General features: G+C 65.8%; 18 protein-coding genes. 5 read left to right on the top strand and 13 right to left on the bottom strand.

The features are described from left to right. Positions 1–45: 45 nt before the first annotated feature. The 5 genes from BEP01S_RS11740 to BEP01S_RS11720 are packed head-to-tail and all read right to left on the bottom strand — an operon-like array spanning position 46 to position 6516. The gene (locus tag BEP01S_RS11740; protein ID WP_244882208.1) at positions 46–1689 is read right to left on the bottom strand and encodes a glycoside hydrolase family 3 N-terminal domain-containing protein; all 1644 of its coding nucleotides are present in this window, start codon (positions 1687–1689) and stop codon (positions 46–48) included. Between the two features lie 38 nt (positions 1690–1727). Next, positions 1728–3242 (bottom strand): mannitol dehydrogenase family protein, encoded by a 1515-nt coding sequence (locus BEP01S_RS11735; RefSeq protein ID WP_062243469.1) that lies wholly within the window; start codon positions 3240–3242, stop codon positions 1728–1730. Next, positions 3239–4192 carry a carbohydrate ABC transporter permease gene (locus BEP01S_RS11730; protein ID WP_083532687.1) on the bottom strand — a complete coding sequence of 318 codons (954 nt, stop codon included), beginning with the start codon at positions 4190–4192 and terminating at the stop codon, positions 3239–3241. Before BEP01S_RS11730 ends, BEP01S_RS11735 begins: the two co-directional genes overlap by 4 nt. After that, a complete protein-coding gene (locus BEP01S_RS11725; protein ID WP_062243466.1) occupies positions 4189–5130 on the bottom strand; it encodes a carbohydrate ABC transporter permease in 942 nt (313 codons plus the stop codon). Before BEP01S_RS11725 ends, BEP01S_RS11730 begins: the two co-directional genes overlap by 4 nt. 27 nt (positions 5131–5157) lie before the next feature. Beyond that, positions 5158–6516, bottom strand: coding sequence for an ABC transporter substrate-binding protein (locus BEP01S_RS11720; protein WP_062243463.1), 1359 nt, complete (start codon positions 6514–6516; stop codon positions 5158–5160). Between the two features lie 130 nt (positions 6517–6646). On the opposite strand from BEP01S_RS11720, the gene BEP01S_RS11715 reads away from it, so the two are divergent. From BEP01S_RS11715 to BEP01S_RS11700, 4 genes are all read left to right on the top strand, one after another. Continuing rightward, positions 6647–7654 carry a sugar-binding domain-containing protein gene (locus BEP01S_RS11715; protein WP_062243459.1) on the top strand — a complete coding sequence of 336 codons (1008 nt, stop codon included), beginning with the start codon at positions 6647–6649 and terminating at the stop codon, positions 7652–7654. Then, a complete protein-coding gene (locus BEP01S_RS11710) occupies positions 7654–9258 on the top strand; it encodes a xylulokinase (RefSeq protein WP_083532686.1) in 1605 nt (534 codons plus the stop codon). The genes BEP01S_RS11715 and BEP01S_RS11710 overlap by 1 nt, the downstream gene beginning before the upstream one ends. Before the next feature lie 6 nt (positions 9259–9264). Beyond that, positions 9265–10362: an ABC transporter ATP-binding protein gene (locus BEP01S_RS11705; RefSeq protein WP_039209878.1), complete on the top strand. Its 1098-nt coding sequence runs from the start codon at positions 9265–9267 to the stop codon at positions 10360–10362. A gap of 176 nt (positions 10363–10538) precedes the next feature. After that, positions 10539–11666, top strand: coding sequence for a glutamate--cysteine ligase (locus BEP01S_RS11700; RefSeq protein ID WP_083532730.1), 1128 nt, complete (start codon positions 10539–10541; stop codon positions 11664–11666). A gap of 109 nt (positions 11667–11775) precedes the next feature. Here BEP01S_RS11700 and BEP01S_RS11695 read toward each other — a convergent pair whose 3' ends face one another. Genes BEP01S_RS11695 through BEP01S_RS11680 form a run of 4 tightly spaced genes read right to left on the bottom strand, consistent with a single transcriptional unit; the run spans position 11776 to position 14864 of the window. Beyond that, a complete protein-coding gene (locus tag BEP01S_RS11695; protein WP_062244300.1) occupies positions 11776–12330 on the bottom strand; it encodes an NUDIX domain-containing protein in 555 nt (184 codons plus the stop codon). Further along, positions 12317–13396 carry a tRNA (adenosine(37)-N6)-threonylcarbamoyltransferase complex transferase subunit TsaD gene (gene tsaD, locus BEP01S_RS11690; RefSeq protein WP_062243456.1) on the bottom strand — a complete coding sequence of 360 codons (1080 nt, stop codon included), beginning with the start codon at positions 13394–13396 and terminating at the stop codon, positions 12317–12319. The genes BEP01S_RS11695 and tsaD overlap by 14 nt, the downstream gene beginning before the upstream one ends. Beyond that, a complete protein-coding gene (locus tag BEP01S_RS11685; RefSeq protein WP_062243453.1) occupies positions 13393–13920 on the bottom strand; it encodes an SRPBCC domain-containing protein in 528 nt (175 codons plus the stop codon). The genes tsaD and BEP01S_RS11685 overlap by 4 nt, the downstream gene beginning before the upstream one ends. After that, a complete protein-coding gene (locus tag BEP01S_RS11680; protein WP_062243452.1) occupies positions 13917–14864 on the bottom strand; it encodes an aldo/keto reductase in 948 nt (315 codons plus the stop codon). The genes BEP01S_RS11685 and BEP01S_RS11680 overlap by 4 nt, the downstream gene beginning before the upstream one ends. 151 nt (positions 14865–15015) lie before the next feature. Here BEP01S_RS11680 and BEP01S_RS11675 point away from each other — a divergent pair, with 151 nt between their 5' ends. Next, positions 15016–15657, top strand: coding sequence for a biliverdin-producing heme oxygenase (locus tag BEP01S_RS11675; protein WP_039209888.1), 642 nt, complete (start codon positions 15016–15018; stop codon positions 15655–15657). Here BEP01S_RS11675 and BEP01S_RS11670 read toward each other — a convergent pair. From BEP01S_RS11670 to alr, 4 genes are read right to left on the bottom strand one after another with little or no spacing between them, the layout of a single operon-like run. Further along, positions 15654–16160 (bottom strand): GNAT family N-acetyltransferase, encoded by a 507-nt coding sequence (locus BEP01S_RS11670; RefSeq protein WP_062243449.1) that lies wholly within the window; start codon positions 16158–16160, stop codon positions 15654–15656. The two genes, BEP01S_RS11675 and BEP01S_RS11670, sit on opposite strands and share 4 nt — an antisense overlap. Then, positions 16157–16849, bottom strand: a complete 693-nt coding sequence (tsaB, locus tag BEP01S_RS11665; protein ID WP_062243447.1) for a tRNA (adenosine(37)-N6)-threonylcarbamoyltransferase complex dimerization subunit type 1 TsaB — start codon at positions 16847–16849, stop codon at positions 16157–16159. The genes BEP01S_RS11670 and tsaB overlap by 4 nt, the downstream gene beginning before the upstream one ends. Continuing rightward, positions 16846–17460: a tRNA (adenosine(37)-N6)-threonylcarbamoyltransferase complex ATPase subunit type 1 TsaE gene (gene tsaE, locus BEP01S_RS11660; protein ID WP_064485806.1), complete on the bottom strand. Its 615-nt coding sequence runs from the start codon at positions 17458–17460 to the stop codon at positions 16846–16848. The genes tsaB and tsaE overlap by 4 nt, the downstream gene beginning before the upstream one ends. Beyond that, positions 17457–18689 carry an alanine racemase gene (gene alr, locus BEP01S_RS11655; RefSeq protein ID WP_062243445.1) on the bottom strand — a complete coding sequence of 411 codons (1233 nt, stop codon included), beginning with the start codon at positions 18687–18689 and terminating at the stop codon, positions 17457–17459. Before alr ends, tsaE begins: the two co-directional genes overlap by 4 nt. Between the last annotated feature and the right edge of the window lie 15 nt (positions 18690–18704).

Here is an 18704-nt window from a genome sequence, read left to right as displayed (position 1 = left end):
TGTTTTCCGGCATGCATCGTCCGGAAGTCGCAGAGCCGGCCGTGATCACCCGCAGTCGGGAGCTTTGTCGCTGCCGTCGTATTCGGCAGGCAACTGCCCGGACGCTTCGAGGTCGCCCTTCAGCCACTTCGCCACGGCTCGCAGCGCATAGGAATTCGAATCGTACGCGGTCACTGCGGACTTCGCCGAGGTGCTGCGCATCGTCCACGGAGCAGCGGTGCCCACAGCCACCTCGGCGGAGGTCGACGGGCTCAGACTCACGGAGGTTCCACCGGATCCGACGGTGAGGTCCTCGGCTTCGGCCGCTTCCTTCAGCGCCGCCTTCTCCTTGTCACTGCCGCCGACGATCGAGATCGAGTCCGTACCCGCGAAGGAGCATTTGCCCTTGAGCACGGTCAGCGACTTGTCGGCGACCTCGGTGAGGACCTTCTTCGGATCCTTCGCATCCGAGTCCCCGGCCTGCACGCTCTTCTGAGCCTCGGCGGTGGCCAGCTGTGCGGCGACGACGCGTTCGGACTTCTCGACGAGGTCCTTCTTCTCAAGCGTCCCGTCCCCCATCGCCTGGACGATCGCCTTCTGTGCCGCACCGGAGTCCGGGGGCATGAGCGCGATATCGGCTCCAGCAGCGAGCGCCTTGACGGTCTCTCCGCCGTTCAGATTCTGCGGCACGGCTTTCATGTTCAGCGCATCCGTGGTGATGACGCCGTCATAGTCGAGGGTCTCGCGCAGTGCCGAGTACGCCTTCTTGTTGAGCGTCGCCGGCGTCGTCTTCGCATCGGGCAGCCCGATATGGCCCATCATCACCATCGGCACCCCGGCCTTGACCGCGGATTTGAACGGCAGGAGATCCGAGTCCTCCATCTCCTCGATCGACTTCTCCGACACCGGCAGGCTCTCGTGCGAATCCACGCCGAGGCGGCCGTGTCCCGGGAAATGCTTCGCCGAACTCGACACCCCACCGGAGCGGTATCCCTCGACGGCGTCGGCGACGACCTCGGCGACGTCCTCATGATCGGTGCCGCCCGAGCGGACGTTGATCGCCTTGTCCTTCGGCCCGACCGTGACGTCGGAATCCGGGGCGAAGTCGATCGTGAAGCCCAGATCTGTGAGGTTCTTCCCCTGCACGGTCGTGGCTTCGGTGATGAGGTCGGAATCATCGGTGGCGGCCAAGCCCATGAGCGGGGGGAACGGCAGCGCGGCCGAACTCAGTCGAGACACCGGACCGCCTTCCTGGTCGACGCCGATCGACACCGGCTGACCTTTCGTCCGCGCCGCGGAGATCTGACCAGTCAGTTCTGTGACCTGATCCTTCGTCGGGTTCTCCGACAGGTTGTAGCCCATGACGATGACCCCGCCGAGGTGGTTCTGCTTGACCATGTCCACCGGGGTCTGCGTGTCCGTGCCTTCCCAGGTGCCGATGATGAGGGACCCGGCGAGTTCGTCATCGGAGAAGTCGCCGACGATGTCCGCGGCCTCATCCTTGAAATCGGCCGGATCCGCGTCGGCGGGATCGACCAGAGACGATTCGGTCTCCGTCTGGGCACCCGTCTGCGGATTGGATTCAGCGGCCGATCCCGCTGATGACTGTGTGTCCTTCTCATCGGCTTCGGGCGTCGACGCTCCGCCGGAACAGCCGACGAGCGCGAGAGTCGTGGTCAGGGCCAGGAGGCTCAGGCGAGAACGCAACATGCCTCCATGCTAAACGTTCGCGCCTGCGCACCTCCTATTCACAGCTCTTCGTGAGCGGCCAGGCGGCGGGCGGTCTCCTTCGCTCCTCGTTCGTGCAGTGATGCCAGTGCCTGCAGGTACGGTTCGGTGAACCGCGGCTCCTCGGCCAGCGGCCCGAAGAACTGTTCCTGCCGGACGAAGGCCAGCGGGTCCTCTCCCTGTGTCGCGGCAACCGCCTGCAGTTCATCGGCATAGCGGTCGACGATGGTGAACCGACCGCCGGATTCGTCATGCCCTTCGGCATACCGAGCCCACGAGGCGCAGATCGCCGCGGCCACCTCGATCGGGTGGCCCGATGCGAGGTTGTCCTTGACGACCGGCAGCAGCCACTTGGGGATCCGGTCAGACGACTCTGCGCCGAGGCGGGCGAGGGTGTCGCGGATCTCCGGGTTGCTGAAGCGTTCGATGAGCGAATCCTTGTACTTCTCGAGGTCGATTCCGGGCAGCGAGGCCAGGCTCGGTGTGCCTTCCTCGTCCATGTATCGACGCAGGTAAACGGGGATGTCCGGGTTCGCCATCGCCTCGTGCGCGAAGGTAAATCCGCCGAGGAGACCGAAGTACGCGAGCCCCTGATGCCCGGAGTTGAGCAGCCGCAGCTTCATATGCTCGTAGGGCTGCACATCGTCGACGACCTGGACGCGGGCGTGTTCGTAGGGCGGACGTCCGGAGGTGAAATCGTCTTCGAGCACCCACTGGAAGAAGGGCTCGGCGACGACCGGCCAGGCATCGGTGACTCCCGTGTCGGCCAGCAGGTCGGCCCGGTCACCATCGGTCGTGGCCGGGGTGATGCGGTCGACCATCGAGTTCGGGAACGACACGGACTCACTGATCCACTCGGCGAGTTCGGCATCGACGAGGCGTGCGAAGGCAGAGAACATCTTCGCGGCCACCTCACCGTTCTCGGAGATGTTGTCACACGACTGCACGGTGAACGGAGCGACTCCGGCTTCACGCCGGGCCCGCAGGGCAGAGACGATGTATCCGAAGACGGTCGCCGGCAGCTCACCGGCGCGCAGGGCCTCGACATCGGCGACGATCGTCGGCTCGTCGGCGATGAACTCTCCGGTGACGGGGTTGACGTTGTACCCGCCCTCGGTGACGGTCAGTGAGACGATCCGAATCGTCTCATCGGTGAGCAGATCGAGCAGTCCCTGCGGGTCGTCGGGTCCGAACCGGTAGTCGATGATCGACCCGATCACCCGGCGTTCCTTGGCCCCGTCGGCGTGCTTGAGCGTCAGCGTGTACAGATGATCCTGGTCGGCCAGGGCGTCGCGCATGGCCACATCGTGGGGCAGCACTCCGGCTCCGACGATCCCCCAGTCGGTCGCGAGCCCTGACTGCATAAGGTCGTCGAGGACCATCGCCATATGAGCGCGGTGGAATCCGCCGACTCCGAAGTGGACGATGCCGGGACGAACGGCCGACCGATCATAGGTGGGGACGGCGATTCCGTGGTCGGCCACCTCGGCGAGGTTATGGGTGTTGAGGGACAGCGCGGTGGTCGGTGCGGTCATTTGACGGCTCCCATGGACAGGCCCTGGACGAGTTTGTCCTGGGCGGCGATTCCGGCCACGAGCACGGGCACGGAGATGATGAGCGAGGCCGCGCACACCTGCGACAGGAACAGACCCTGGGAGGTGACGAAGCTGGTGAGGAACACGGGTGCCGTCGACGCCGCCGTGGAGGTGAGCACCGTGGCGAAGAGGAGTTCGTTCCACGAGAAGATGAAGCAGATCAGCGCGGTCGCAGCCAGTCCCGGCGCGGTCAGCGGCAGCAGGATCTGCATGAATACACGCGGCAGTCGGGCGCCGTCGAGTTCGGCGGCTTCGAGGACTTCGACAGGCACCTCGGCGAGGAAGGAGCGCATCATCCACACGGCGATCGGCATGTTCATCGCCGAGTAGATGATGATGAGCAGCAGCCAGGTGTCGAGGATGCCGAAGGACTTCGCGACGAGGTAGACGGGCAGGAGGCCCGCCACCATCGGCAGCATCTTCGTCGACAGCAGGAAGAACAGCACGTCCGACCAGCGTTCGATGCGGCGGATCGCCAGCGAATACGCGGCCATCGTGGAGAGGACGAGGACGATGAGGGTCGAGACGATCGCGGCGACCGCGGAGTTGATGAGGAACGGCCACGGGTTCGCGCCGTTGCCGCCGCCGAAGAAGTTGGCATAGGACTCCAAGGTCAGCGGGGCGAAGTAGCTCGGCGGGTTCGTCGAGGCGTCGGCCTCCGCGTGCAGGCTGGTCAGCAGCATCCACAGCAGAGGTGAGACGAACAGGAGTCCGACGAACCAAGCCAACAGGCCGAGGAGGATCTTGCCCGCCCGACCCTGGCCGGGCCGCCTCGGTGCGTTCGCCTTCCGCCGAGGCGGCTCTGCGGATCCGGGTCCGCCCGGTTCGGTCGGGGTGGGGGTCACCCCGGGCGCGGGGTGGGAGTCCACGGTGAGGTCGGGGGTGCTCATGAGTTCTCCTCCTTGAGCAGGGTCGATGCGGTGCGCAGGGCGAAGGTCGCGGTGATGAGCGAGGCGATGACGACGATGACGCCGACGGCGGACGCGACTCCGTAGTCCTGGGCGACGAAGAACTCCTGGTAGATGACGTACGGCAGGGTGGCCGTGCCGAGCCCTCCGGATGTCATGGTGAAGACCATGTCGAAGTTCTGGACGATGTAGATCGTACCCAGCAGCGCGGCGAGCTCGATGTATCGACGCAGGTGGGGCAGGGTGATGAAGCGGAAGGTCTGCCACGGTCCGGCCCCGTCGACCAGCGCCGCCTCGTAGACGTCCATGGGTCGCGACTGCAGTCCGGCGAGCATGATGAGCATCATGAACGGCGTCCACTGCCAGACGAGGACGATCCCGATGCCCAGCAGCGGATTGGAGGTCATGAGGTCCGGCTGCGGAGCGTTCTCACCGAACACTGTGGTCAGCAGCCCGTTGATCAGACCGTAGGAGGGGTTGAAGATCGCGTGCTTGAACAGCAGTGCGGCGGCGACGGGGACGACGAGGAACGGGGTGATCATCAGGGTGCGGACGAGACCGCGGCCGATGAACTTCCGATCGAGCAGCAGGGCGATGCCCAGGCCCAGCAGAGCCGAGGCCAGCACGACGCCGACCGTGAGCCCGACGGTGACGATGACGGCCTTGAGCAGGTTCGCATCGGTGAACACGGTGACGTAGTTCTGCACGGTGCCGAAGCTGATGTCATCGGGGTAGGCGGCGTTCCAGTTCATGAACGAGATGATGATCGTGATCGCGAACGGGATCTGGGTGACGAGGATGACGAAGATCAGCGCCGGCAGCATGGGCGCGCGCTTGAGCCATCGGTCCTTGGCACGGGGTTTCGGCGGCGTGATCGGCTGCGATGCACGCTCGGCGGCTGGAGCTGACACTTCGAACATCCTTCGTCAGGTGGGTGGTGCGGGCAGTCACTTCTTGTACTTGTCTCCGACCTTCTCGGCTTCCTTCTGGCCCTTCTTCAGGGCCGCATCGGCCGAGGTCCGACCGGCGATGGCGGAGCTGACGTCTTCGGAGATGCCCGTGGCGAGGTCTGCAAATTCGGGGATCGTCACGAACTGGACTCCCAGCGTCGGCCGCGGCTGGACTCCGGGGCTGACCGGATCGGCCGAGTTGATGGCGTCCTCGGTCTGCTGGTAGAAGGGCTTCGCGGCCTTCTGGTACTCGGGGTTCTCATAGGTCGAGGTCCGCTTGCCGGCAGGCACGTGCTGCCAGCCGAGCTCCTCGGCGACGGTCTCCTCGTAGTCCTTCGACGAGGCCCAGGCGACGAACTGCTTCGCCGCGTCCTGGTTCTTGCCTGCGGCCTGGATGCCCCATGCCCAGGTGTAGAGCCAGGAGCTCGACTCCGTTTCCTTCACCGGTGCCGCGACGTAGCCGATCTTGCCCTTGACGGGAGAGTCATCGGCCTCGAGGGTTCCGGTGGCGGCCGTCGAGTCGTACCACATGGCGACCTTGCCCTGCTGCAGGTTCGTCAGGCACTCGGTGTAGCCGGCCTGCGGGGCTCCGGATTCGCCGTGGTCCTTGATGAGGTCGACGTAGAAGTTCGTCGCTTCCTTGAATTCCTTCGAGTCGACCTGGGCGTTCCAGTCCTCGTCGAACCACGTGCCGCCGAAGGTGTTGACCACGGTCGTCAGCGGGGCGAACATCTCACCCCAGCCGGGCAGCCCGCGCAGGCAGATGCCCTTCGTGCCCTTCTCCGCACCGTCGACCTTCGCCGCGAGCTTCGAGACTTCGTCCCAGGTGGGCTTCTCCGGCATCTCCACGCCGGCCTTCTCGAAGATGTCCGTGCGGTACATGAGGAACGAGCCCTCACCGTAGAACGGCTCGCCATAGATCTTGTCGTCGACCGTCATCGATTCGGCCATGGGGGCGAGGATGTCGTCCTGGTCGAAGCCTTCGGCATCGACGACGCCTTCGTCCATGGGGGTGAGCCACTTGTTCTTCGCGTAGGTCGGGATCTCGTAGTTCGACATCGACGCGACGTCGTAGTTGCCGGCCTGGGCGGCGAACTCCTGGCCGATCTTCGCCCGCACTTCGTTCTCGGGCAGCACGGTGTAGTTGACCTTGATGCCGGTGTCCTTGGTGAAATGGTCGGCCGTGAGCTTCTGCAGGTCCTGCATCTGCGGGTTGTTGACCATGAGGACGTTGACCTCATCGCCGCCGCCTCCAGCCGAGCTTCCGCCGGCGCCGCCACAGCCGGACATTGCCAGCGCTCCAACCATGCCGATGGCCGCCCATGTGACTCTCCGGCCTGTGATCAGGTGTTTCATCGTTGTGCCTTCCCTCGTCCTTGCGGGATTGCAGCCCGCCATCGGTTCGCTGCGAGAAAATCATATGAGCATCCGTGCTCATATGTGCAATACTGTGTCACGAACCAATCAGATGTGCAACACTTCACATATGAGCGAACACAAAGTCGTCGACGCCGAAGGGAGGACAATGTCCACGGTTCCCACCGCCCGCCACCGCCGCTTCCTCGCACAGCTGGCCCGCGATCACTATCTCGAGGGCCGCTCGAAGGTCGAGATCGGCAAGGCGAACGGACTCAGCCGGTTCCAGGTCGCCCGCCTCCTCCAAGAAGCCGTCGACACCGGAGTCGTGACCATCACCATCGAAGCCGATGCCGGAGAAGCCGACGGTCTGGCCGAACAGGTCGCCGAGACGCTCGGCCTGGACTCGGTCGTCATCGTCGACGTCCCCGACGAGACGCAGGCTTCTCAGCAGATGGGTCGGGCCGCACTGTCGCTGGTCGGACGGCATGCTCATGCGGGAATGCGCATCGGCCTGTCCTGGTCGCGCACGCTCGACTCTGCGGCCGCTTTCACCCCGGCCCTGCCCCGGTGCACAATCGTCCAGCTCGCCGGTGCCCTCCGCCTCGAATCGCACCGTCCGAGCTCGGAGATCTTCACCCGCCTGGGCCAGGATCCGGCCGTGAGCATGGTCCGCCTGCCCGCCCCGCTGCTCGTCACCGAGGCCGGAACAGCCGAAGACCTGCGTGCCCTGCCCGAGATCTCCGGGACCCTGGCCGCCGCCGATGACCTCGATCTCGCCGTGGTGTCAGTGGCCTCGTGGGCCGAGGGCCTGTCCTCGGTGTGGGAGAAGTGCTCCCCCGCCCAGCGTCAGGCGGGCATCGACGATGGTGCCATCGCCGAGGTGTCCGGACGTCTGTTCGCCGCTGACGGAGCCGATGTCACCACGATCGACGATCGGGTCATCGCCGTCACCCTCGACCAGCTTCGCCGCGCCACGACGACCGTCGGAGTCGCCCGCGGAGCCGAACGCGCCCGCGCCGTCCGTGCCGCCTGTGCCGCCGGGATCCTCGACATCGCGATCATCGACCGTGCCCTCGCCGATGAAATCCTCGCCGAGGCGGCCAGCACTCCCCCATCTGAATCTGAGGAGGCGTAATGAGCACGAATCGCAGTTTTGTCGCCGGCGTCGACTCCTCGACCCAGAGCTGCAAGGTCGTCATCGCCGACCCGGTCTCCGGTGACATCATCCGCACCGGTTCGGCCTTGCACCCTCCCGGCACCGAGGTCGACCCCGAAGCGTGGTGGGAGGCCCTGCAGAAGGCGATCGCGGCCGCCGGCGGGCTCGACGATGTCGCGGGACTGAGCATCAGCGGTCAGCAGCACGGACTCGTCGCTCTCGATGCCCAGGGCCAGGTCATCCGCGATGCTCTGCTGTGGAACGATCTGCGCAGCAAGGCCGCGGCCAGAGACCTCATCGCCGAGGTCGGAGCTTCCGACTACGTCGCCCGCACCGGGATCCTGCCCGTCGCCTCCTTCACCGCCGCAAAACTGCGGTGGCTGCGCGATGCCGAACCGGACAATGCTGCCCGGGTCGCCGCCGTTGCCCTGCCCCATGATTGGCTGACCTGGCGTTTCCTCGGATACGGACCCGCCGATTCCTCGGCCCGCGGTCCCGTGCTCGAGGCGCTGGTCACCGACGCGTCCGACGCCAGCGGCACCGCCTATTTCGACCCCTCCACCTCTCGCTACGATCTCGACCTCTTCATTACTGCCTTCGGTCAGCCCGCTCGTGAAGCTGCGGGCCTGCCGTGCGCCGCGGATACGGACGTGGCTGTGGAGGGGGAAGCCGCCTCGGCGATCATCCTTCCCCGTGTCCTCACCCCCAACGAGGCGGCCGGGCACAGCCCGGGCGGAATCGTCGTGGGCCCCGGGGCCGGGGACAATGCGGCCGCGGCGCTGGGACTCGGGGTCACCTCGGGGGATCTCGTCATCTCGATCGGCACCTCGGGCACGGTCTTCGGCACCACCGACCTGTCCATCGCCGATTCGACCGGCGCGGTCGCCGGCTTCGCGTCGGCCGACGGCGGGCGCCTGCCGCTGGTCGCCACGCTCAATGCCGCCCGGGTCCTCGATTCGGCGGCGAAGCTGCTGCGTGTCAGCCACAACGAACTCGCGGCACTGGCGCTGGCGTCCCGGCCGGGGGCGGACGGGCTCACGCTCGTGCCGTATTTCGAGGGCGAGCGCACCCCGAATCTGCCCGATGCCACGGCCCGCCTCGAGGGGATGACCTTGGCGAACTCCTCGGCGGAGAACGTCGCCCGCGCTTTCGTCGAAGGCATGCTGTGCGGTCTGGCAGACGGACTCGACGCGGTGCAGGCGCAGGGCCTGGAAGCCGGCCGTCTGCTGCTCATCGGTGGGGCGGCGCGCAATCCTGCTGTCCGCGAGGTCGCCCGAGACATCTTCACCGTGCCCATCGACGTTCCCGAACAGGCCGAATACGTTGCCATCGGGGCGGCCCGGCAGGCGGCGTGGACGCTGTCGGGGACCCTGCCGGACTGGTCCGTCGAGCTCGTCGCCACTCTGCATCCGCGGCCCTCGCGGGTGCGGCAGCAGTACCGGTCCTATGCCCAGCAGACGGCGAGCCTCATCTCGCCCGATCATTCATCATCCGAACACTCGTTGTCCGGTCAAACCCTGTCCGATCAGTCACTGACCGATCACCGTGGATCTTCGGGTGCGAACGCATCCGTGAAAGGTTGAGAACTCATGGCCACAGTCACCTTCGACAAAGCACTGCGTCAGTATCCTGAAGCGCTGACGCCCTCCGTCGACGAGATCAGCCTCGATATCGCCGACGGGGAATTCCTCGTCCTTGTCGGCCCTTCGGGCTGCGGGAAGTCGACGACCCTGCGCATGCTCGCCGGACTCGAACCCGTCGATTCCGGGCACATCCGCATCGGCGAGCACGATGTCACGGACCTCTCCCCCAGGGAACGCGATATTGCGATGGTGTTCCAGAACTATGCGCTCTACCCGCATATGAGCGTGCGCGAGAACATGGCTTTCGCCCTGAAGATCGCAGGAGTGCCGAAGGAGGAACGCAATCAGCGCGTCGAGGAGGCCGCCCGACTGCTCGACCTGGAGGCGTACCTCGACCGCAAGCCGAAAGCTCTGTCCGGTGGGCAGCGGCAGCGTGTGGCGATGGGTCGAGCCATCGTCCGGTCCCCGCAGGTCTTCCTCATGGACGAGCCGCTGTCGAACCTCGATGCGAAGCTGCGTGTGCAGACTCGCGCGCAGATCGCCTCCCTGACCCGCCGCCTCGGCGTCACCACCGTCTACGTCACCCACGATCAGGTGGAGGCGATGACGATGGGCGACCGGGTCGCGGTCCTCGCCGACGGACGCCTGCAGCAGGTGGATACTCCCGCGAATCTCTACGATCGTCCGGCGAACCTCTTCGTCGCAGGCTTCATGGGCTCTCCGGCGATGAACCTCATCGAGGTGCCGGTCGAGGGAACGTCGCTGCGCCTCGGCGATGTCGAACTCTCCCTGACCGCGGAACAGCGTGACCAGGTCTCGGGTGAGACGGTCACCGTCGGCATCCGCCCGGAGGACCTGCAGGTCACCGAGTCCGAAGGCCTCGAGGTCACCGTCGATCTCGTCGAAGAGCTCGGCGCCGATGCCTATGTCCATGGTCGGGCGGGACTGGCCTCCGGCGAGAAGACGGTCGTGGCCCGTGTCGCCGGTCGGTCGACGATCCGCCGTGGGGACACCGTGCGCGTCGTCCCCGATGCCACGCGCCTGCACCTCTTCGACACCGATTCGGGCAGCCGGCTGGAGGAGGACGCACGCCGGGCCGCATGATCGGCGGGCCGGGCGCCGTGCACGGCGAGCCGACGGAAGCGAGCGCACCGCGGGACGGCGGGGCCGCCTCGGCGAGGGAATTCAGAGTTTCTCTGGCGAGGGAATGCGGGGCATCACACAGCTCGAATCTGACCGCCGAGTCCGGGGAATCGGGCGCGCGCGATTATGATCGGATCATGGTCGATTTCGCACGCTCTCCCCGCTCCACCCTCGGTGTCGAGTGGGAACTGGCTCTGCTGGACTCTCGCAGCCTGGACCTGACCCCGGCTGCCGAGACTCTGTTGGCGGATGTGGCCGAGTACGCGCCCGAGTTCGAGAAGAAGATCGTCGGTGAGATGCTGACGAACACGATCGAGCTCGTCACCGGTGTCCATACCCAGGTGTCGACCGTCGCCGAGGATCTGGCCACCTCGATGGGTGCTGTGCGGAAGCTCACCGAAGCGCGCGGAGTCGAACTGATGTCGGCGGGCACCCACCCGTTCGCGCAGTGGCAGTCGCAGGAGGTCCGAGCGAAGGACCGTTACCTCGAACTCGTCGACCGCACCCAGTGGTGGGGTCGGAACATGCTGATCTTCGGTGTCCATGTCCACGTCGGCATCGACTCGCGCGACAAGGTGCTGCCGATCGTCAACGCACTGCTCGCCTATGTCCCGCACCTGCAGGCGCTGTCCGCGTCGTCTCCGTTCTGGGGCGGCACGGACACCGGCTATGCCTCGAACCGGGCGATGATGTTCCAGCAGCTGCCGACGGCGGGTCTGCCGTTCCAGTTCGATGAGTGGGCGGACTACGAGAAATACGTCGACGATATGCTCACCACCGGAATCATCGACAACATCAACGAGATCCGCTGGGACATCCGGCCAGCCCCGCACTGGGGCACCGTCGAGGTCCGCGTCTGCGACGGACTGCCGACGCTCGAGGAGATCCTCGCGGTCACCGCGTTCATCCAGTGCCTCGTCGATGACATGTCGGAGCGCCTCGACGCCGGTGAGACCCTGCCGACGATGCCCGATTGGTTCCACAACGAGAACAAATGGCGTGCCGCCCGCTACGGCATGGACGCGATCATCATCGAAAACGCCGAGGCTGACGAGCGTCTCGTCACAGAATGCTTGGCCGATGAGATCGAGCGGCTCTCACCCGTCGCCGAACGCCTCGGCTGCGCCGAAGAGCTGCACTCGATCACTTCGATCATCGAACGCGGTGTGCCCTACCAGCGTCTGCAGAAGGTCTTCGGCGCCACAGGTTCCCTCACCGAGGTGACCCGCTCCCTCATCAGCGACCTCCGCAACTCCTACAGCTGAGGGGTAGCCGTTCGCCGAGAAACGGGCTGAGCGTCGAAAAACGGTTGCGCACACCCGTGTCTCGACACGTTGCCCGTTTCTCGGCGAATCGGTGTGAGCCTCAGCCCGCTCACAGATGCGGGCGGAGCAGTTCCAACAGCGTCGGCAGCGCTGAGGCGACTCCCGGGTGCAGCTTGTAGTCGTCGAGCTCATCCAAAGGCACCCACGACAGTTGGATGCTCTCGGGGTCGTTGATGACGGCATCGAAGTGGCGCAGGGTCTTCGCGATCACCGTCGTGTACGACCAGGTGTCGAGGTCGAGGACATGCGTCTCGAGGATCTCGATGCCCGATCCGTCCTGGTCAGGAACCCCGGCCTCTTCCCACGATTCGCGGATCGCGGCCTCGACAGCCGACTCGCCCATATCGCGCGCACCGCCGGGAAATCCCCAGGTCCCGCCCTCGACCGACCACAGCGCCCGATGCTGCATGAGCACCCCGCGCTCGGGATCGACGAGCATAAGTCCCGCGGCCCCATTGAGGCCCCAATGCTTCTTCCCATCGGCTCCGTACGTCCACCCATCCCCGGATCGCCGAGGCGGCCGACCGGCAGGCAATCGCGTTGACTTCGCCGCTTGTGAGTTCCGTTCGGCAGCACTGTTCGGGTCGTTCTCAGACGAGGACATGATCGACATCCAATGAGGAGACGGCAGCGAAAGACAGGTCGCTCGGCCCGATTCCGCGGGAGACGAGCTCCGCGCCCAAGGCTGCGACCATGGCTCCATTATCAGTGCAGAGTTTCAGCGGCGGCACCCGGAGAGTCACGCCCGCTTCGGTGCAGCGTTCAGCGAGCACCTCACGCAGGTGAGTATTTGCGGCCACTCCCCCGCCGAGGACGACATGGTTGATTCCCGTGTCGGCTGCGGCGAGCAGGGTCTTGGTCACGAGGACGTCGACGACGGCGTCTTCGAACCCGGCGGCGATATCGGCCACCCGCAGGTCCGCACCCAAAGTCTCTGCCTTCGTGACCTCGCGCAGGGCCGCGGTCTTGAGCCCGGAGAACGAGAAGTTATACCGTCGCTCGGGGTCACGGAGGTCCTGCTTCTTCGCGAGTCCGCGCGGGAACTTCACGGCATTACGGTCACCGGGAATGCCGGTGCCATCGAGCAGCCCGAGGGCTGCCTTCGAGATGTTCGGACCGCCGGGATAGTTGAGCCCCAGCAGACGCGCGGTCTTGTCGAAGGCCTCGCCTGCGGCGTCGTCGATGGTGGCGCCGAGGAGTTCGATGTCGTCGACGACGTCTCCGATGCGCAGAATCTCCGTGTGCCCACCCGAGACGAGCAGGGCGATGGTCGGTGTGGTCAGACCGTCGATGTCCTCGGCGACGAGGTCGACGGCCACATGCGCGGCCAGATGGTTCACTCCGTAGAGCGGTTTGTTCAGCGCCGCGGCAAGCCCTTTGGCCGCGCCGACTCCGACCATGAGTGCACCGGAGAGCCCAGGCCCGGCGGTCACGGCGACGGCGTCGATATCGGCCAACTCCACTTCGGCGGTCTCACACGCCGACGCGATGGCCGGGCCGATGGCCTGCACATGAGCGCGGGAGGCGACTTCGGGCACGACTCCGCCGAAGCGGACGTGCTCGTCCATCGACGAGGACACGGTGTTCGTCAGCAGTGTGCGTCCGCGGACGATGCCGACCCCGGTTTCGTCGCACGAGGATTCGATGCCCAGGACGAGCGGTTCGCTCATGCCTCGCCCTCCGTGCCGTCCGCAGTCTCTGCGATTTCGAGGTCGAGGTCGGAATAGGTGGCGACGAGTTCGGGTTCGGTCGCCTCGGCGATATCGATGCCGAGGGTGCGGGCGAACAGGCGCAGATGCGTGTCCCACATCGGCCCCACCTCGGCGGCCTGGGCCCGGGCGGTCTCAACATCCGATGCAGTGTGGGTGAACACGAGCAGGGTCTCCTGACCGGTCTCCCCCTCGAGCGGCATCACGCGGAGGCCGAGCACTCCGAAGTCAACGAGTTCGAGCAGAACGTGGTCGAAGTCCTCGCAGCTGAGGACGGACCCGCTCAGATCGATGTCTTCTAGTGCGAACGCAATCGTGCGTGTCTCTCCGTCCTCGCCGAGGCGGAACGGCGCGAACCATGTCCGCACACTGTCCGAATCGGTCAGCGCGTTCCACACCGTTTCGACGTCGCGGCCCAGGAGCAGCTCGATGACGAGATCGGTGCCGTTCTCCCAGGTGACCAGGCGCGGGCTGGTGTCGCTCATGCTTCCACCCAGGCTCCGTCGAGGGCGGCCTTCTGATCAGGACTCAGCTGCATCTCTGTTCCGGCGAGCAGCTCGGTGAGCTGTTCGGGCACGCGCGCCGAGGCGATCGTCGAGGGAATGAAATCGTGGGTAAGCTGCCAGGCGATGGCCGTGGCCGTCATCGTGGCACCGTGGTCGGCGGCGACATCGTGGAGGACTTCGAGAGCTCCGAGTGCCTTCTGATCCTCGACGAAATCGGCCACACGTTCACCGCGCACACTGCCGGTGGCGTCACCGCCGGTGTGCTTTCCGGTGAGGAACCCGGAAGCCAGCGAGTGGAACGGCAGTTCGGCGATGCCCTCGGAGCGCAGGTACGCCTGCTTCTGCGGATCGACCGCGGCGCGGGAGACGAGGTTGAAACGGTCCTGGACGACCCGGTAGCAGGCCAGGGAGAACTTCGTCGAGATCTTCCGCGCCTTCTGCAGACGTTCGAGGCTGAAGTTCGATGCCCCGAGGTAGCTGACCTTGCCGGAGCGGACGAGCGCGTCGAAGGTCTCGGCGACGGCGACCTGGTCGACGTCGGGATCGTCTTTGTGGGCGTAGTAAACGTCGATATGGTCGGTGCCGAGCCGGCGCAGCGAATCATCGACGCAGTTGCGGATGTTCGCCGGGTCGAGGCCCTGAGCTTTCGGGTGCATCCCGACCTTGGTGGCGATGACCATGTCGTCGCGATTGCCGCGAGCCTTCATCCATTCGCCGATGATCGTCTCGGATTCTCCGCCCGAGTTTCCCTCGACCCAGGCCGAGTACGCGTCCGCGGTGTCGATGAAGTTTCCGCCCGCCTCGGCGTAGGCGTCGAGGACAGCAAAGCTCTGATCCCGATCCGCACCCCAGCCGAAGGGGTTGCCTCCCAGCTGAAGTGGGTGAACGAAGAGATCGGTATCTGCCAATTGCACACGTGTCATACCCCCAGACTACCCGTTTGACCTCCATCACTTCGGGGCCGGACCTCCTCCCGGAAGTCAGGTTAGGCTAAGCTACAAATATGCAATGATGCCGATCACCCCACCTCGGCGGCACATCAACATTCGATTGGCCGCACTCCCCCAAGGAAACATGATGTCTGAACAGTTCTCCACCCGCCTCAAGTCCAGCACCGCCACCATCCACGACGAGGTCGAACACACTACATTCATGGTCGACCTCATGGAAGGACGGCTCGATTCCCGGGCCTACGCTCTTCTGCTCAAGCAGTACGACGTCATCTACGGCGTGCTCGAGTCCAAGTCGCGCGAGTTCGCCGACGATCCGGTGTTCGCACCGTTCTTCGACGCGGCTCTGTTCCGTGCCGAACGCATCGCCGCCGACCTGGTCGCGCTCGACTGCACCGAGCTACCGGTAATGCCCAGCGCCACCGCCTATGCCGCACACTTGGCGGGGCTCGAACGCGCCGAGCAGGTCATCGCGCACCACTACACGCGCTACCTCGGGGATCTCTCGGGCGGACAGGCGATCGGCGCACTCATGAACCGGCACTACAGTCTGCCGGCGACCTCACTGACGATGTGGGATTTCGCAGAGCTCGGCAAGACGAAGCCGTACAAGGACGCCTACCGCAGACTCCTCGATCAGGTTGCGACGACCGGCGGCGATGAGCAGATCGTCATAGACGAGACGATGGAGGCGTTCCGACTCAACGGAGCGCTACTCGTCGACCTCACCGAGGCGACTGAAAACCGCGCGGTTCCGGTCGCTTAGCCGCCGATCCGCAGGCGCATGAGGATTCCCGCGGCACCTGGATAGTAGTCCGGGCGCCGTCCCCATTCTTCGAATCCGAAGGCCGCGTACATCGCCAGCGCCGCGGCATTGCGCTCATCGACCTCGAGGTGGACGACCTCGGCGCCGCGGTCCTTCGCCCATTCGATTCCTGCCTGCAGAAGGGTGCGGCCGATGCCCTTACCACGCGCCGCCTCGGTGGTGGCGATCGTCATCACGTCGGCTTCCGCACCGGCCCCTGACATGACGATCCAGCCGGTCAATTCCCCCGCCGAGGCGGTGACGACCTCATCGCCGGTTGCGGAGTCCGCATTCGGATCCCCCGCCGAGGCGGTCCTGGCAGCGAGCATGACCGTGCCGTTCTGTGCTTTCACCGACCAGTAGTAGCCGAGCGTCCACGCCGTCGGGCCGAAGATCGCCGCATCATGGTCGGCCACCTCGGCGAGGTCCCACCAGGGAAGCTCGGCGATGGTCGTGGAGGTCATTTCAGTGAGCTCTCCCGCACCGGGGTCGCTTTCGCATCGGGCTCGCGCAGATATTCGGGGATCGGCTCTCGCAGCTCTCGACCGGCCGCAAGCTCACGGGCCGCCGCGAAGGCGAGGTACTCGGCACGAGGATCGGTGATCGACTCGGAGCTCGACGCTCCGAGGACGTCCGGATAGAGGAGGAACCCTCGGCCGTACTTTTCGTCGATCGCGTCAAACTGGAAGCCGGCGTCGGCGAGGACCGAGGCGACCTCGGACGGTTTCGCCACGAACGGTCCGGCGCTCAACGTCGCGTCGGCGGAGTCGAAGACGCTGAAGTAGACCTCTTTGCGACGGGCGTCCGAGGCGATGAGGACCGGGTGGCCCGATTCGTTCGCAGTGGTGCGCACGAGCTCTTCGGCAATCGCTGTTTGGGACAGCAGTCCCTTGACGGGGATCCCGCGGGCCTGACCGACAGCGATTCCAGCGGCGATGCCCACGCGCAGCCCGGTGAAGGGGCCGGGTCCGATGCCAACGACGACGAGCTCGGGTTGGGCATCCTCGGCGAGGATCCGGGCAAGGGCCGGGCCGATGAACTCGACGTGTCGACGCTGGTCATCGGCCTGTTCAGCAGCGATGACCGAACCTGTGTCCGTGTCCACGAGCGCCACCGAGGCCGACTGCGAGGTGTCGATGCTCAGTATGATCATGATTCGTCTCCCCCATTCGCCGAGTCTTCGGCAGGCAGGTCCTCGGAGGCCGTGGCCTCTACTCTTATGCCCGCAAGCGCCGAGATTGCGGCCTCAACCTGCGGCAGGCGTTCGGCCCAGTCGGCTCCATGACCGGTGAGGTCGACGGTGCGCCGTTCGTCTTCGAGTTCGTCCTCATCATCTGCACCGACTGACTCATCGTCCTCAGTGGACTCGGCAGCTTCGTCCCACACCGGGGTGATGGTGATGTCGAGGTGGTCGTTGCTCAGCTGCTCGGCCATGCCGGCGCCCCATTCGACGACCGTGATCGACTCGTCCAGTTCGGAGTCGAGGTCGAGGTCTTCGAGCTCCTCACCGTCGGCTAACCGGTACGCGTCGACGTGGACGAGGGCAGGTCCGCCCGTCCGCGACAGGTGTTCGCGAGCAATGACAAACGTCGGCGAGGTGATCCGCCCGGCCACGTCGAGGGCCTTCCCCAGCGACTGCGTGAACGTCGTCTTCCCCGCACCGAGGTTGCCCGTGAGGATGAGCAGGTCACCGGCGCGCAGATGCTCGGCCAAGGCCGCGGCGAACGTGCGCATCTGCTCCAGGGATTCGAGATGGACCCTCATCGTCCGTCTCCCTTCCGAGCGACTCGGTCGACGCGGGCGCTGAGCTGAGTGACGATCTCGTAGTTGATCGTATTCGCCCAGGTCCCCCACTCGGCCGCGCTCGGCCCACCGGGACCGAAGATGACGGCTTCGTCTCCGATGGCCACCTCATTGTTGCCGGCACCGATGTCGATGATCATCTGATCCATGGCGATGCGCCCGACGACAGGATAACGACGACCGCGGATGGCCACCTCGGCGCGGTTCGATGCCGCCCGCGGCAGTCCGTCCCCGTACCCACCGGGCACGAGCGCGAACCGGGTGTCGGTCGCAGCGGTGAACGTCAGTCCGTAGGAGGCACCGTGACCTGCGGGAATGTCCTTGAGATTGATGACGGTGGAGACCAGCCGCATGACCGGCCGCAGCCCGAGAACCGCCGGATCCCCGTCCTCGAGTGGGGACAGTCCGTAGAGGGCGAGTCCCACCCTCGCCGAGGTGCCCGGGCACGGTCCCAGAGTGAGTGCTCCCGGTGAGTTCGCGATGTGAACGTCCAGATCATCGGATTCGCCGAGGCGGCCGTCCGCGGCGTCGAGCACTGCCCGAAGCTGCCCGTGGGCGGAGGAGAAGACCGCGCTCTGCGCTGCGGTCTCGGGGCGTTCGGGCTCGTCGGCGACCGCGAAGTGGCTCATGATTCCGACGATGCGGATATCGGCAGCGGCGTCGGGGGCCGTTGCGAGGTCGCCGTGGTCGGTGTCAGCGGTGCGGCGTTCTTCGGCGTGACGTCGCAGCCAGTCGAAGGCGCGGACGAGTGCTTCCGGAGCCAGTCCGTTGCGGCCGAGGCCGGTGTCGATCTTCAGGTGGGCTCGGGCAGTGATACCGGTGCGGCGGGCCGCCTCGGCGAGTCGGTCGAGGGAGTCGACCGTCGAAACGCCCAACTGGATATCGGCGCGCACCGCCTCGTCGAGGTCAGTGGTGGGTCCGTAGAGCCAGGCGAGGATCTGCGCTTCGGGGCCCAGCAAGCTGCGCAGGTGAAGGGCTTCGGGGATCGTGGCGACGCAGAACTCGCGCCACCCGGCCGAGAAGAGGGCGGGTGCGACGAGGTCGATGCCGTGGCCGTAGGCGTTGGCTTTGACGACGCATTTGAGGCGAGCAGGTGAGAGGCGATCGGCAAGGACGGCGGCGTTGTCGCACAGGGCCGCCTCGTCGATCTCGGCCCGTACGAGAGCCTCGGGGATGTCGAAAGATGTCACTGGATAAGACTACCG

The organism is Brevibacterium epidermidis NBRC 14811 (genome assembly GCF_001570805.1).
GTDB lineage: Bacteria > Actinomycetota > Actinomycetes > Actinomycetales > Brevibacteriaceae > Brevibacterium > Brevibacterium epidermidis.
This window is presented reverse-complemented; position numbering and strand designations above follow the sequence as displayed.